This is a genomic window from Microvirga sp. P5_D2 (genome assembly GCF_054049475.1).
Genome location: NZ_JBFUMH010000165.1, coordinates 1 through 11,650, shown reverse-complemented (window position 1 = coordinate 11,650; position 11,650 = coordinate 1). Strand labels below are relative to the sequence as shown.

The 11,650-nt window shown below is 60.0% G+C and carries 15 protein-coding genes and 1 pseudogene; 11 read left to right on the top strand and 5 right to left on the bottom strand.

Features of this window, described 5'->3' with window-relative positions:
- Nucleotides 1-167: pseudogene (locus ACXJKO_RS25935) on the top strand (IS630 family transposase); the annotation flags it as partial.
- Nucleotides 168-753: 586 nt separating this feature from the next.
- On the opposite strand, the gene ACXJKO_RS25930 reads toward ACXJKO_RS25935, so the two are convergent.
- Nucleotides 754-1,671: an aldose 1-epimerase family protein gene (locus tag ACXJKO_RS25930; protein WP_457093939.1), complete on the bottom strand. Its 918-nt coding sequence runs from the start codon at nucleotides 1,669-1,671 to the stop codon at nucleotides 754-756.
- 230 nt (nucleotides 1,672-1,901) lie between these two features.
- Here ACXJKO_RS25930 and ACXJKO_RS25925 point away from each other — a divergent pair, with 230 nt between their 5' ends.
- Nucleotides 1,902-2,849, top strand: coding sequence for an NAD(P)/FAD-dependent oxidoreductase (locus ACXJKO_RS25925; protein ID WP_457093938.1), 948 nt, complete (start codon nucleotides 1,902-1,904; stop codon nucleotides 2,847-2,849).
- A 6-nt stretch (nucleotides 2,850-2,855) separates the two neighbouring features.
- Here the strand turns inward: ACXJKO_RS25925 and ACXJKO_RS25920 are convergent, their stop codons facing one another.
- Complete coding sequence (locus ACXJKO_RS25920) at nucleotides 2,856-3,875, bottom strand: alpha/beta hydrolase (RefSeq protein WP_457093937.1); 1,020 nt, start codon at nucleotides 3,873-3,875, stop codon at nucleotides 2,856-2,858.
- Between the two features lie 162 nt (nucleotides 3,876-4,037).
- Between ACXJKO_RS25920 and ACXJKO_RS25915 the strand changes: the two genes are divergently transcribed.
- On the top strand, nucleotides 4,038-5,372 hold the full coding sequence (locus ACXJKO_RS25915) for a solute carrier family 23 protein (RefSeq protein ID WP_457093936.1): 1,335 nt from the start codon (nucleotides 4,038-4,040) through the stop codon (nucleotides 5,370-5,372).
- Nucleotides 5,373-5,479: 107 nt separating this feature from the next.
- Nucleotides 5,480-6,340, top strand: a complete 861-nt coding sequence (locus ACXJKO_RS25910) for an SDR family oxidoreductase (RefSeq protein WP_457093935.1) — start codon at nucleotides 5,480-5,482, stop codon at nucleotides 6,338-6,340.
- A gap of 55 nt (nucleotides 6,341-6,395) precedes the next feature.
- Here the strand turns inward: ACXJKO_RS25910 and ACXJKO_RS25905 are convergent, their stop codons facing one another.
- On the bottom strand, nucleotides 6,396-6,599 hold the full coding sequence (locus tag ACXJKO_RS25905) for a hypothetical protein (protein WP_457093934.1): 204 nt from the start codon (nucleotides 6,597-6,599) through the stop codon (nucleotides 6,396-6,398).
- A gap of 195 nt (nucleotides 6,600-6,794) precedes the next feature.
- On the opposite strand from ACXJKO_RS25905, the gene ACXJKO_RS25900 reads away from it, so the two are divergent.
- Nucleotides 6,795-6,968 carry a DUF1328 domain-containing protein gene (locus ACXJKO_RS25900; RefSeq protein ID WP_009494036.1) on the top strand — a complete coding sequence of 58 codons (174 nt, stop codon included), beginning with the start codon at nucleotides 6,795-6,797 and terminating at the stop codon, nucleotides 6,966-6,968.
- A gap of 85 nt (nucleotides 6,969-7,053) precedes the next feature.
- On the opposite strand, the gene ACXJKO_RS25895 is transcribed toward ACXJKO_RS25900, so the two are convergent.
- Together ACXJKO_RS25895 and ACXJKO_RS25890 are read right to left on the bottom strand one after the other, a co-directional pair.
- Entirely contained in the window at nucleotides 7,054-7,593 is a 540-nt protein-coding gene (locus ACXJKO_RS25895; RefSeq protein ID WP_457093933.1) for a sigma-70 family RNA polymerase sigma factor, read from the bottom strand.
- The gene (locus ACXJKO_RS25890; protein WP_457093932.1) at nucleotides 7,590-7,817 is read right to left on the bottom strand and encodes a NepR family anti-sigma factor; all 228 of its coding nucleotides are present in this window, start codon (nucleotides 7,815-7,817) and stop codon (nucleotides 7,590-7,592) included. Before ACXJKO_RS25890 ends, ACXJKO_RS25895 begins: the two co-directional genes overlap by 4 nt.
- Before the next feature lie 182 nt (nucleotides 7,818-7,999).
- Here ACXJKO_RS25890 and ACXJKO_RS25885 point away from each other — a divergent pair, with 182 nt between their 5' ends.
- The 6 genes from ACXJKO_RS25885 to ACXJKO_RS25860 form a co-directional block, all read left to right on the top strand.
- Nucleotides 8,000-8,806 carry a response regulator gene (locus ACXJKO_RS25885; RefSeq protein ID WP_457093931.1) on the top strand — a complete coding sequence of 269 codons (807 nt, stop codon included), beginning with the start codon at nucleotides 8,000-8,002 and terminating at the stop codon, nucleotides 8,804-8,806.
- Nucleotides 8,807-9,104: 298 nt separating this feature from the next.
- A complete protein-coding gene (locus ACXJKO_RS25880) occupies nucleotides 9,105-9,626 on the top strand; it encodes a hypothetical protein (RefSeq protein ID WP_457093930.1) in 522 nt (173 codons plus the stop codon).
- Nucleotides 9,627-9,630: 4 nt separating this feature from the next.
- Nucleotides 9,631-9,786 (top strand): hypothetical protein, encoded by a 156-nt coding sequence (locus ACXJKO_RS25875; RefSeq protein ID WP_457093929.1) that lies wholly within the window; start codon nucleotides 9,631-9,633, stop codon nucleotides 9,784-9,786.
- A 131-nt stretch (nucleotides 9,787-9,917) separates the two neighbouring features.
- Nucleotides 9,918-10,625, top strand: a complete 708-nt coding sequence (locus ACXJKO_RS25870) for a PRC-barrel domain-containing protein (protein ID WP_457093928.1) — start codon at nucleotides 9,918-9,920, stop codon at nucleotides 10,623-10,625.
- Nucleotides 10,626-10,949: 324 nt separating this feature from the next.
- Entirely contained in the window at nucleotides 10,950-11,183 is a 234-nt protein-coding gene (locus ACXJKO_RS25865) for a hypothetical protein (RefSeq protein WP_457093927.1), read from the top strand.
- Between the two features lie 37 nt (nucleotides 11,184-11,220).
- Nucleotides 11,221-11,650, top strand: a 430-nt coding sequence (locus ACXJKO_RS25860; RefSeq protein WP_457093926.1) for a hypothetical protein, incomplete at its 3' end; no start/stop codon positions are given.

Sequence of the window (11,650 nt, the reverse complement as noted above, 5' to 3'; positions counted from 1 at the left end):
ATCTGAACCCGATCGAGCAAGCCTTTGCCAAGATCAAGGCACACTTGCGCAAGGCCGAGGCGCGAACGTTCGACGCGCTCTGGCGCGCCCTCGGCGACATCTGCGATTTGTTTGAGCCGCACGAGTGTTGGAACTACCTCAAGGCTGCTGGATATGCGTCCGATTAAACATCCGATGCTCTAGTGCCAAAGGCGTCGCTGATGTTGGAAAGTGCGTTCTCAAGAGATTTGTTTTCACTACTCTGGCTCACGTCGCGTCTCCATAGGTTTGTACAACGTCCACCAGATGTACCGCGCCATAGGAGTAGTGCGGCAGAGGCCAGTGAAAATGGCCAAGTCTCAAAACAGTGGATAACTCCCAGTGCGACCGGGATGGTCCACGCCGATGTTGCGGGGCGACACGAGCTACCGCACTGGCACCACGCAGCCTTTGTATGGGGTTGATTTTCGAAATTTTGGTCTTGCGCCCTCGAATAGTGGGCCGTCTGTGCGCGTCACGAGAGAGCTTACGTGTTCGAATGCAACAGAGCACCTAACTCTCTAACCATAGGATTTTTGCTTGTCTGCCGGAGAGTGGGCAGTCACTCGGATCGTCTCGAACCAACCTTCATGGTATATGCCGAGGTCTGCTGAGCGAACCCAATCGTCTCAAGGTCAGTCCACTCCAGTAAAGCGAAATCCGATTGCGCAGCCACCAAGCGACGCTGACATCTTTTGTGTTGAGAATATCAATGGCCGCGACGGCGGTCTCGAATTAGGCCTCGGTCTTAAAAGACTTGGTCTCTTTGTTGAGAGATTCCGCACTCATTGGATCGACAACGATCTCCATCAAAAATTCGCGGCTCTCGCCGGCTGGGATCATCACGATCCCAGGCTTGTCCTTGAGCTCACCCTCAAAGCCAACAGGATCGGCATAGCCCTGCCAGGGCTCAATGCAGACATAGCCGGCACCAGGCTTCGTCCAGATGCCGAGATGGGGCATGTCGGGGAACGACACCGTGATGGAGCGTCGGCCGGGAACTCCATAGCGCACCGTGCGGCTCCTGAGATCACTCCAGACGAGCGCGCCGTCCTGGAACAGATCGTCATGCAGCGGCAGGCGGTCGCCATGCACGGGCGTTGGGCGAGAGGTTTCTCCGATCAGCCCATTGGACAGCGTATGCAGGGACGCCATCTCAGGCTGCTCGAAACGGATCTCGTGCGCATGACGCTCGCCACCATACGGCAGGGGCCAGCGCAAGGCCGGATGGAAGCCAAACGAGACCGGGATCGCGCGGTTCTCCAGGTTGAAGACGGATGCAGTGAAGATCAGCCGGACGCCGTCAACCCGGTAGGTCATGTCGAGCCTGAAATCGAAGGGATATTGCTCACGCGTGGCATCATCCGCGTTCAGGCAGAGGCGGCAGCTTTCAGCGCCGGCATCGACAATGTCGAACGGGGAGAAGCGAGCAAAGCCATGCTGCTTCATGGAATATGGGTGGCCCTCGATGAGCGCCCGATCATCGCGCAGGCGCCCGACGATGGGAAAGAGGAGGGGGGAGCGCCCCGTCCAGAACACTGGATCTCCATCCCAGAGGAGATCTTTCCCTTCCTCGTCGCGAAGGCAGGTGAGTTCGGCGCCGGTTGCTGAGATCTGTGCGGTGAGGTGAGAGCTGGAAAGAGTGATGGTCATAGACGGCCTTGATGAGAGAGCGGTCTTGAGGGGCGTTGCAGGGTCTGAGTAAGGCTGGTTGCCATGGATGAGCAATAATGCACTTGTAGCTTAATATCGGGGGCAAAGCATCAGCTTGAGAGGGACAGACTATGGTGGGTGGTTGTGACAACCGTGAGGGCCCAGGACGATCTTTTGCCACGTTCGCGAGTTGTGCTCCCTCCGGGATCATCACGAGGGAACGAGGCTGAATGGCATCCAATGGAGACATGCTCGATTGCCTGGTCGTCGGCGGCGGGCCGGCGGGGCTGACGACAGGGCTTTACTTGGCGCGCTTCAAGCGTCGCTTCCTGATCGTCGACAGCGGCACGCCGCGGGCGGCCTGGATTCCGACCAGCCACAACATCCCCATGTTCGCGGACGGCATTTCCGGCAAGGACCTCCTGGCCCGGGCGCGCACCAATTTGGAGCAGTACGGCAAGTGCATCCGCGGAGGGCGGGTGACAGGCTTGAGCAAGCAGCCGGATCGCTTCATCGCCGTCGTCGAAGACAATGACGGCCAGACCAGCCAGATCGCAGCCAAACGTGTCGTGCTGGCGACGGGGGCGGTCGATATCGAGCCTGACCTGCCGGATGTCCCCAATGCGGTGCAGCGCGGCTTGGTGCGCTATTGCCCGATCTGCGACGGCTATGAATCGCGCGACCGGAAGATCGCCGTGATCTCCTATGGAGCGCATGGGATCGGCGAGGCGGTGTTCATTGCCCGCACCTATTCCCGCGATGTGACCCTGCTGACTCTTGGCCGGCCTCTCGAATTGAAGCCGGAGGAACGGGCAAGGCTCGACGAGCATGGAATCAAGGTGGTGGAGAGCCCGGTCGATACTCTGGAGATTGAGGACGACCGCATCGCCGCCGTCCATGTAGGTGGCAAGGAGCATCGCTTCGATGTGCTCTACTCGGCTCTTGGACTCCAATACCGCTCCGATCTCGCGCTGGCGCTCGGCGCGGAGCATGATCCTTCAGGCAGTCTCCTTGTTGACAGCCATTGCCAGACCACGGTGAAGGGCCTCTACGCGGCGGGCGACATCGTCAGGGGCATCGACCAGATCGTGGTGGGCATGGGCCATGCCGCCCATGCCGCGACGCATGTTCACAATCACTGCGAATTGCCGACCGAGGATGAGCCGGGCGGCGCGTGAGGCAACTTATATAAGCGCCTTCGCCAGCAGCGGCAGGCTGATATCCATGCGATAATCGACTGAGGAATGGTTGTCGGGAAATTCCTCGTAAATATGGGGAATGCCTGCGGCTTCGAGCTTTCGATGCATGAGCCGTGAGCCGTAGACCATGTTGTATTGGTCGATATCGCCGCAATCGATGTAGAAGGCCTTCAGCTTACGCAGGTTGTCTTGCGCTTGCCTGTCGTCGGCCATGCGCAGCGGGTCCCAGCGCAGCCAGTTGGCCCAGCGCTCGGGGATGACCTCGCAGGTTTCAAGGTCCACGGGCAGCCTGATGCCGCAGAACCGGCTTGGATCGGGATCGAAGCTCGCAGCCTGGGCGAGGATCATCATCACGTGCCAATCCTGGTCCCTGGCCTTCGGCCCTTCCTCGAACTTGCGGAGGAATGTCTCGATGGACAGGCCGTGGCCGGCGAGGTGCCTGAGGGCGCCCGCGAACTCGCCGAGATGGTAGAGAAACTCGAAGCCCACATCGCCGGAATGGGAGGCCGCCGCCGACCAGACGGAGTCACCATGGCGCAGGGCATGAACGAGAGAGCCGTAGCCACCCGAACTCTTGCCGAAGACGCCGCGGCGGCCATCTCCGCCGCACCCGAAGCGCTCCTCGACGAAGGGCAGCATTTCGCGGATGAGGAAGGTCTCCCACGGCCCCATGGCGGAACTGTCCACATATTGGTTGCCGCCAAGCCGTGTGAAGCAATCAGGGAAGGCCACAACGACCGGCGGCATGGCGCCGATCCCGATGAGGCGGTCGAGGCGCTCGGGGACGTTCTCGCCATAATTCTTCCAGTTGGTATGGCCCGGTCCGCCCGCCGTATAGCCGACAAGATCCACGAGGAGAGGGAGACCGCGCCCGTCGTGCCCGGCTGGCACATAGACGTCGATACGCCGCCGGGATGGGTCGCCCAGAAGGTTGTTCTTCAGGCATTCGCTGTCGATACGGAGGCTGTGCACCGTGCCTTCAGGCACGTCGTGGTCCTTGCGCATGATCACCCTCATTGCGTTCCGTGAAGCCATGGTGTGACCGCCGCACGGGCACTTGTCCAGAATTGGGGCCATTACGGCGGTTAATAAGTTGCATCCGCCGCTGGCCTTTTGCCGGCTCCCGTGTCTAGGGTTCCAGCCATGTCATTGCATGGGGGTGTCGATATGACCGATCGTTTCTTGCCGAATTGGACCCTGAAGACCGAGGGAGCCATCATGCCGGATGAGCGGCTTCCGACAGGCCAGATGGTCGTCGTGGGGCTGCAGCATGTGGTCGCCATGTTCGGCGCCACGGTGCTCGCGCCGATCCTTATGGGGTTCGACCCGAACGTCTCAATCCTGTTCTCAGGATTGGCGACCCTGATTTTCTTCTTCGTGGTCGGCGGCCGGGTGCCGAGCTATCTCGGCTCGAGCTTCGCCTTCATCGGCCCCGTGCTGGTTGCCACCGGCGCATCGGTGGGCAGCCCCAACCCCAATATCGCCCTCGCGTTGGGCGGCATCATCGCCGCCGGCGCGCTCTACTTCCTGATCGGCGTGGTGGTGCAGCTTGCGGGCCATCGCTGGATCGAGAAGCTCATGCCGCCGGTGGTGACCGGCGCCATCGTCGCCGCCATCGGCCTCGTGCTGGCGCCGATTGCGATCAACAGCGCCTCCGGGGTCACGCCCGACAATGCCAACGGCACCGATTTCGCCCGCTGGATCGCGCTCACCACGGTCGTCTCCGTCGGCATCGTGGCGGTCTATGCGCCGGGTATCTGGAAGCGCCTGCCGGTGCTGATCGGCGGCGCCTTCGGCTACCTGATCTATTACATCTTCGCCAATGTCCTGGGTTACGGCGCACCCATCGACTTCACGAAGGTCGGCCAAGCGGCCTGGTTCGGCCTGCCGTCGTTCCACGCGCCCGTCTTCGATATGCGCGCGATCAGCCTGATCGCGCCGGTCGCCATCATCCTGGTGGCCGAGAACCTCGGGCACATCAAGGCCATCGGCGCCATGACCGGCCGCAACCTCGACCCGTATCTCGGGCGCGCCTTCATGGGCGACGGCATCGCCACGATGCTCTCCGGTTCCGCCGGCGGCACGGGCATGACCACCTATGCCGAGAACATGGGCGTCATGGCCGTAACCCGCATCTACTCGACGCTGGTCTTCATCATCGCCGCGGGCTTCGCGCTGCTGCTCGGCCTGTCGCCGAAATTCGGCGCCTTTATCGGCACCATTCCGGGGCCTGTCCTCGGCGGTCTGTCGATTGTCGTCTTCGGCCTCATCGCCGCGACGGCGGGCCGGATCTGGGTCGAGAATCGGGTCGATTTCTCGAACCCGCGCAACCTGATCACGGTGGCAGTGGCGCTGGTGCTGGGCGCCGGCAACTTCAAGCTGAATGTCGGCGGATTCACGCTCGACGGCATCGGCACGGCAACCTTCGGCGCCATCATCCTCTACCATCTCCTGCGCATGACCACGGCGGCCGCAGCGGAGCACCCGCAAGCCGCCGAGTAATTCCTGCAATCAGGAACACGCATCCGGAGCCCGCGTTGAGCCACAACGCGGGCTCCTCTCATTTGAACATCCTTCGCCCGCATCGTTTCCATAAAATGGATGATGCCATGAGTTCCGAACAAAAGCAGACGCTTCCCCCGCAGGTGCAGAATCAGCAACCCGGCCATGAAACAGAGATGAATCCGAGACCCGATTATGAGCCGCGCTATCCCGGCAGCAATCGGCTGCAGGGAAAGACGGTTCTCATCACGGGCGGCGACAGCGGCATCGGGCGGGCCGTGGCGGTTCTCTTCGCGAGGGAAGGGGCCGATGTGGCCATCGCTTACCTGAACGAGACGGAAGATGCCGAGACCACCAAAAAGCTCGTGGAAAGGGAAGGGCGCGCCTGCCTGACCATCGCGGGCGACATCGGCGATCCGGCCTTCAGCAAGGCTGCCGTGAATCAGGTGGTCCAGCGCTTCGGCAAGCTCGATGTTCTCGTCAACAACGCCGCCGAGCAGCATCCGAAAGGCGACATCGCGGAGATTACGCCGGAGCAGATCGACCGGACGTTTAGGACAAATATCTTCGGCTATTTCTACATGACGCAGGCAGCGATGCCGCACCTGAAGCAAGGGGCGGCGATCATCAACACGACCTCGGTGACGGCCTATCGCGGCAGCGCGGAGCTTTTAGATTACAGCTCGACGAAGGGCGCCATCGTCGCATTCACGCGCTCTCTTGCGCAGAAGCTTGCCGAAAAGGGAATCCGCGTAAACGGAGTTGCGCCGGGACCGATCTGGACGCCGCTGATCCCAGCGACTTTCCCGGAAGAAAAGGTGAAGCATTTCGGTGCGAACACACCGCTCAAGCGTCCGGGCCAGCCGAACGAGGTGGCTCCGTCATTCCTGTTCCTGGCCTGCGAGGATTCATCCTACATCACGGGCTCGATCCTGCATCCCAACGGCGGTGACGCGACCGAGTCCTGACAAAACAAAAGGCGGCTCATACGAGCCGCCTTTTTTGGGAAGAGGAGAGGGCCGTTCAGGGACGGCGGCGCACACGCACTGAAATGAGGGCGGGGTTGGAAACGGTGACTGCGAAAAACAGCATCACGGCGGAAAGGGATGCGCCGATCATGAAGAGAACTTCGGCCRCTTGGGCCTGGGACGCCATGCCGGTAACGGCGGCGAGCAACGTGAGAACGGAAAACATAAAAAATGCGCGCAGGGCAACGGATCTGGTCATCGGCATATCTCCCAAGTCTTGTGGAAAAACGTACCCATCCGACGTCGGTTCCATACTCATAACGGAGTGCCCAATACTTCAGCATGAAGTGTGGAAACTGAAGAGCGAGAGTCTTTTAGCGGAACCGCACAGTCGCGCTTGGCGTTGATCTGACGTCATCGGCTTCACGTCGATTAAGTAATGCGAGGTAACACCATGCTTGGTTGGGCTGTCACGTTTCTCATCATCGCGCTTGTTGCGGCTCTCTTTGGTTTCGGCGGTATTGCCGGCACCGCTGTCGAGATCGCCAAGCTGATCTTTTTCGTCGCGATCGTTCTCTTCGCCATCTCGGCTGTGATCGGTCTGCTACGGGGACGAAGCCCCATGTAACCGGGGGTGACCTGATCTGAAAACGCCGCCTTCCGGGGCGGCGTTTTTCTTTGCGATGAGGGATCAGGAAAAGATTGTTAGCGTGTCAGTTCTGGAGGGCGGCGCGCGTCATGCTGTCGGGGCCGAGATCGTCGATGTCGTTGACGTTCAGAATGGCCGCAAGCCGTAGACGCGCCCGGTTGACGCGGCTCTTGATGGTGCCGACGGCGCAGCCGCAGATCTCGGCGGTTTCCTCGTAGGAAAAGCCGGAGGCGCCCACCAGCAGCAGCGCCTCGCGCTGATCGGAGGGGAGCTGGGCGAGAGCCACGCGGAAATCCTCGAAATCGAGATGAACACCCTGCTCGGGCTGCACTTTCAGGCGGCCGGCGAAGGAGCCGTTGGGGTCTTCGACCTCACGGCGGCGCTTGCGGTATTCGGAGTGGAAGAGATTACGCAGGATCGTGAAGAGCCAGGCGTTCAGGTTCGTGCCCGGTTCGAAACGATGAAGGTTGGACAAGGCTCGCAGCAATGTGTCCTGGACGAGATCGTCCGCCTTGTCGACTTGTCCCGAAAGCGAGATGGCAAAGGCACGCAAGCCTGGAACGGCTGCTAGAAGAGCCTCTCGCAGATCGGGCTCTGAGGTCATTGAGACCCCTCTTTGTTGCTGGTCCCATTCTTGTCGAGCTGATCGAGAAGATCCTTGAAGCGGTCCGGGACGGGCTGTTGCATCAGTTCGTCGTACATGGCGCGCAGCTGGTCGCCGATGCGCTTCTGGCTGCCGCTGTCGAGTTTAGGATCGGTTCCAAGCCTTGCACTGGTCGATGCGCCCGGGACCGCCCGGGCCAGCTTGTTGCCGTTGTCACCTGTCATCTGATTCCCCTTGCCATCCCATACTTTATAAAGGGATAGCCAACCTTGGCAGTATCCGTATACTCGTTTTCKAGCAATAWCGCTCGGTGTCACGCACAGTTCCAACATGGAACTTTTTCAGCTTTGCCGAGTTGAATGGACCATCGGTACAACGAGTCAAAAGCACATATAAGGGGAAGCGAATGTCGACAGCTCAGCTTGTCGTCCAGCACTTACCATACCTCCGCCGCTACGCACGAGCTCTCACAGGCAGCCAGATGGCTGGCGATGCCTATGTGGCAGCTACCCTTGAAACGCTGGTCAGCGAGCCCGAGACAATCGGGCCGTCCGGCAATGTCAAGGTCGAGCTTTTCCAAGTTTTCACGCGCATCTGGAATTCGCTTTCGGTGAACGGCCGCAGCGAGCAGATTCAGCGCGATCTGCCGGCAGAAGTGCGCCTGGGCCAGATTACTCCTTTGCCACGTCAGGCGTTCCTCCTGTCCTGCCTCGAAGGCTTCGGGGAAGAAGAGGTCGGCCAGATCCTCGACGTGGACACCAAGACTGTCCGTGAACTCGTCGATGAGGCAGGCCGCGAGCTTGCCGCAGATATGGCCACCGACATCCTCATCATCGAGGACGAGCCGCTGATTGCCATGGATCTCGAGGCGCTGGTCGAGGGTCTCGGTCACAACGTGACCGGTGTCGCCCGTACCCGCACCGAGGCGGTGAAGCTGGCATCCGCCAAGCAGCCCGGCCTTATCCTCGCCGATATCCAGCTTGCCGATGGCAGCTCGGGTCTCGATGCGGTGAACGACCTGCTGAAGTCGTTCGAGGTGCCGGTGATCTTCATCACTGCATATCCCGAGCGCTTCCTCACGGGTGAGCGGCCGGAGCCGGCCTTCCTGATCGCCAAGCCCTTCCAGCCGGCCAATGTGTCGGCGGTGATCAGTCAGGCCCTGTTCTTCCAGCAGAGCGCCCGCCGCCGCGAGGTTCGCGCCGCTACGGCGTGACACCAAGTCGGTCAAGCTAAACTGCCAAGTAATCGCCCGGCTCAACAGCCGGGCTTTTCTTTTGGGGTGATGTAATCGGCATAAAAAAAGACGGGCTCAAAAGCCCGTCTTAAAGGTGCCGGCCAATGCACAAGGGGAATGCGGGGAGGACCAGGAGGCCGGTACCTTAAGAACGCCCTTTGGAAAATAAAGGTTCCCACTTTTTTTCTTGAGATATCTTAAGTGGATGCTCAGGAACATCGAAGATGAGGTCGCGTTGTTTTCTCGAATGGTTTAGCTGAGAAAGCAGGAGAGAGGAATGCTCCGCGCCTCCATGACATTGGTTGGTCTGGCTGGGATTAGCTTCCTTGCGGGCAGTTTTGCCCTTGCAAATTCGGAGCCCGATTCCTTCACGCGGTCCAAGGATATTCTTCGAGCGGCGCTGATGCAGCAGAAGGCTGTCAAAGGGGATCGTCTGGCTGCTTGGGATGGCGATATCCAGCAGAACAGCGTCTCCATCGTCGAGATTATCGGATTGACCCAGGCGACCGTGATCCTGCGCGGCAGCAACGGCGAAGTTCTCTACCGTTCCGATCCGCGTTCCGGCACGACCACATTCTCCAAGAATACCGAACTGCCCCTTCTCACCATGAAGGAAGAGACGCGCAGTCCTACGGTCCAGCACCCGCCGGTCATCCGCCGCGAGGGCAGTGAGGAGATCCGCAAGGAGAAGCGTCGCACTCCCGTGGGCTGCATGGGCGACGTGAGCCCACTTGCCAGGGCAAGCGCAAACCGGATGCCCAGCCTATGTCTCGCGTCGCTGGAGCATTCGCTGATCTGACGGCATGAGCGATCAAGCAGCCCCGGCCTCTGCCGGGGCTGTTGCCGTTTCAGGGGCAGAATGCAGGGGGCATTCAGATCAGAGCTTATTGAAAGAGTTTGGGCAATTCTTTCCAGGAATTGAAACGATGCTCGAAATCTTAACAAGTATTCATCTGTGATAATGCGAATTTACATTCAATGACAATTATTTGAATGCCTCAGAATAGGGGAACGACTTCTAGCGAACTGCGTTCTCTCACCGCGCAGAAGACGCACAACGCGATTCAATATACACTCAGGAGAATACGCAATGCTGAAGAAGCATATGGCAGCTTGCCTCGTCGTGACGGCTTTCGCGGCTGTGCCGACCCTTGCTCAGACCTCGACCACGCCTTCCGCTCCGACGGATCGTCCGGCGGCTAGCGGTGCAGGCTCCACGACCTCCGGCTCGCCGGCCATGCAGCCCGGCGTGGCGAGCCCCTCCACGACTTCCTCGTCGATGAATTCCACCAGCGCGTCGCCGGGTCAGTTCATGACCCAGATGAAGGCTGATCAGGTTCTGGCGTCCGACCTCATCGGCACACGTGTCGTCAGCACCAACAACGAGTCGATCGGCGACATCAATGATGTGATCGTCGACCGCAATGGCCAGGTGATGGCTGCCGTTGTCGGCGTCGGCGGTTTCCTCGGAATCGGTGAGAAAAACGTTGCTGTTCCGTTCAATTCCCTAGAATTCGCCAATGCCCAGCAGGCTGACGCGATGGACAGCAACAAGAGCGTGACCACGACTGGCTCGACCGCGGCCGGCACGACGGCTGCCCCGGGCACAGCAGGCACCTCGACCACGAAGACCACCAGCTCGGCTTCTGCCAATGAGCCGGATCGTGTGGTCCTTCGCATGACCAAGGCCGAGCTCCAGGCTGCTCCGGCCTTCGACAAGGACGGCGACGATAAGAACGCGACCACGACGGGTAAGACGGGCGCATCTGGCACGACGACCACGGCTCCCAAGCCCTGATCGACAATTCCTGGAAGATATGGCGGCACTCCGGTTTCCGGGGTGCCGTTTTCTTTTGGGCGTCTCAGAGGTTCGGGAAAAATAAAAGGCGCAGCCATGAATGGCTGCGCCTTTAAAGGTGCCGGCCCAAGGGGGCATTCGGACCGGTTGAAATTAGAACGACACAACATGCTGTCCGGTTCCCAGGAAATTCAAAAAATTCTCATGAACTCCCTGAAGCTTGGCAATTCCTTGAAAAGGCAGGGTTTCCGAGAACTTTCCACCGCGGCAGGAACTCGTGCTTGGCGCACACGTTGCCGAAGCAAGAATGATGCGGAGGCGACGATGACTGCGACAAACGAACTGGATGCAGCCCTGTGCCAAGAAGAGTTGCCGGACGAGTTTTCCCGCCTGTCCTCGAGTTCTTCCCCCCGCGATAGCCATGGGGTCGCCTTCGTGCTGAGCGGCATCGTAGCCTGCCAGCATGATGACGTCACATGCCCTCTGATGCTGCGGCGTCATCTGGTCGTGCAGGCGTGGTCCCAGAACTTTACCCCGGGCGTCCAGCGCTACGTTTGATTTCAAGTTTGGTAGGTTTGTTGTGTTGATGACCAGCGTGGACAATTCCCTAAGCAGGCATGATGCGGTTGCGGTGTTGCTTCACCCGAGCGCAGTACCGGTCATCGATATCTTCCGTTCTTTGGGAACCCTGGAGGATCAGTATGATCTTGCGCTTTTGGACAGCCCCGAAGCAGCACTGACGGGCTTTCTCGACGCAGGAGCGGCCAAGGGCATCGTCTCGGATGCGTTGTTGCTGGCCTTTGCCCTGACCCGTCAGCGGGGGAGGTCGTTCCACTTCCGGGCTCCCGGCTCCCGTCACAGCTCCATGGACGAATACTGCCTGTTGACGATGATCGCCGCGTCGCGTCAGACGGGGCAGGAGGTCACACGGGAAGCGGCCTCAAGGCTCGATATCGAATCTCTCGATTTCCTGACGGCACTCGCGGGCGAGATCGTCCGGCAGATCGACCTTGGAAACCTTGGAA

Excerpts from the sequence above, each read along its gene's own strand:
- ACXJKO_RS25930 (WP_457093939.1), bottom strand. The coding sequence starts at position 1,671 with ATGACCATCACTCTTTCCAGCTCTCACCTCACCGCACAGATCTCAGCA.
- ACXJKO_RS25925 (WP_457093938.1), top strand. The coding sequence starts at position 1,902 with ATGGCATCCAATGGAGACATGCTCGATTGCCTGGTCGTCGGCGGCGGG.
- ACXJKO_RS25920 (WP_457093937.1), bottom strand. The coding sequence starts at position 3,875 with ATGCGCAAGGACCACGACGTGCCTGAAGGCACGGTGCACAGCCTCCGT.
- ACXJKO_RS25915 (WP_457093936.1), top strand. The coding sequence starts at position 4,038 with ATGACCGATCGTTTCTTGCCGAATTGGACCCTGAAGACCGAGGGAGCC.
- ACXJKO_RS25910 (WP_457093935.1), top strand. The coding sequence starts at position 5,480 with ATGAGTTCCGAACAAAAGCAGACGCTTCCCCCGCAGGTGCAGAATCAG.
- ACXJKO_RS25900 (WP_009494036.1), top strand. The coding sequence starts at position 6,795 with ATGCTTGGTTGGGCTGTCACGTTTCTCATCATCGCGCTTGTTGCGGCT.
- ACXJKO_RS25895 (WP_457093933.1), bottom strand. The coding sequence starts at position 7,593 with ATGACCTCAGAGCCCGATCTGCGAGAGGCTCTTCTAGCAGCCGTTCCA.
- ACXJKO_RS25890 (WP_457093932.1), bottom strand. The coding sequence starts at position 7,817 with ATGACAGGTGACAACGGCAACAAGCTGGCCCGGGCGGTCCCGGGCGCA.
- ACXJKO_RS25885 (WP_457093931.1), top strand. The coding sequence starts at position 8,000 with ATGTCGACAGCTCAGCTTGTCGTCCAGCACTTACCATACCTCCGCCGC.
- ACXJKO_RS25880 (WP_457093930.1), top strand. The coding sequence starts at position 9,105 with ATGCTCCGCGCCTCCATGACATTGGTTGGTCTGGCTGGGATTAGCTTC.
- ACXJKO_RS25875 (WP_457093929.1), top strand. The coding sequence starts at position 9,631 with ATGAGCGATCAAGCAGCCCCGGCCTCTGCCGGGGCTGTTGCCGTTTCA.
- ACXJKO_RS25870 (WP_457093928.1), top strand. The coding sequence starts at position 9,918 with ATGCTGAAGAAGCATATGGCAGCTTGCCTCGTCGTGACGGCTTTCGCG.
- ACXJKO_RS25865 (WP_457093927.1), top strand. The coding sequence starts at position 10,950 with ATGACTGCGACAAACGAACTGGATGCAGCCCTGTGCCAAGAAGAGTTG.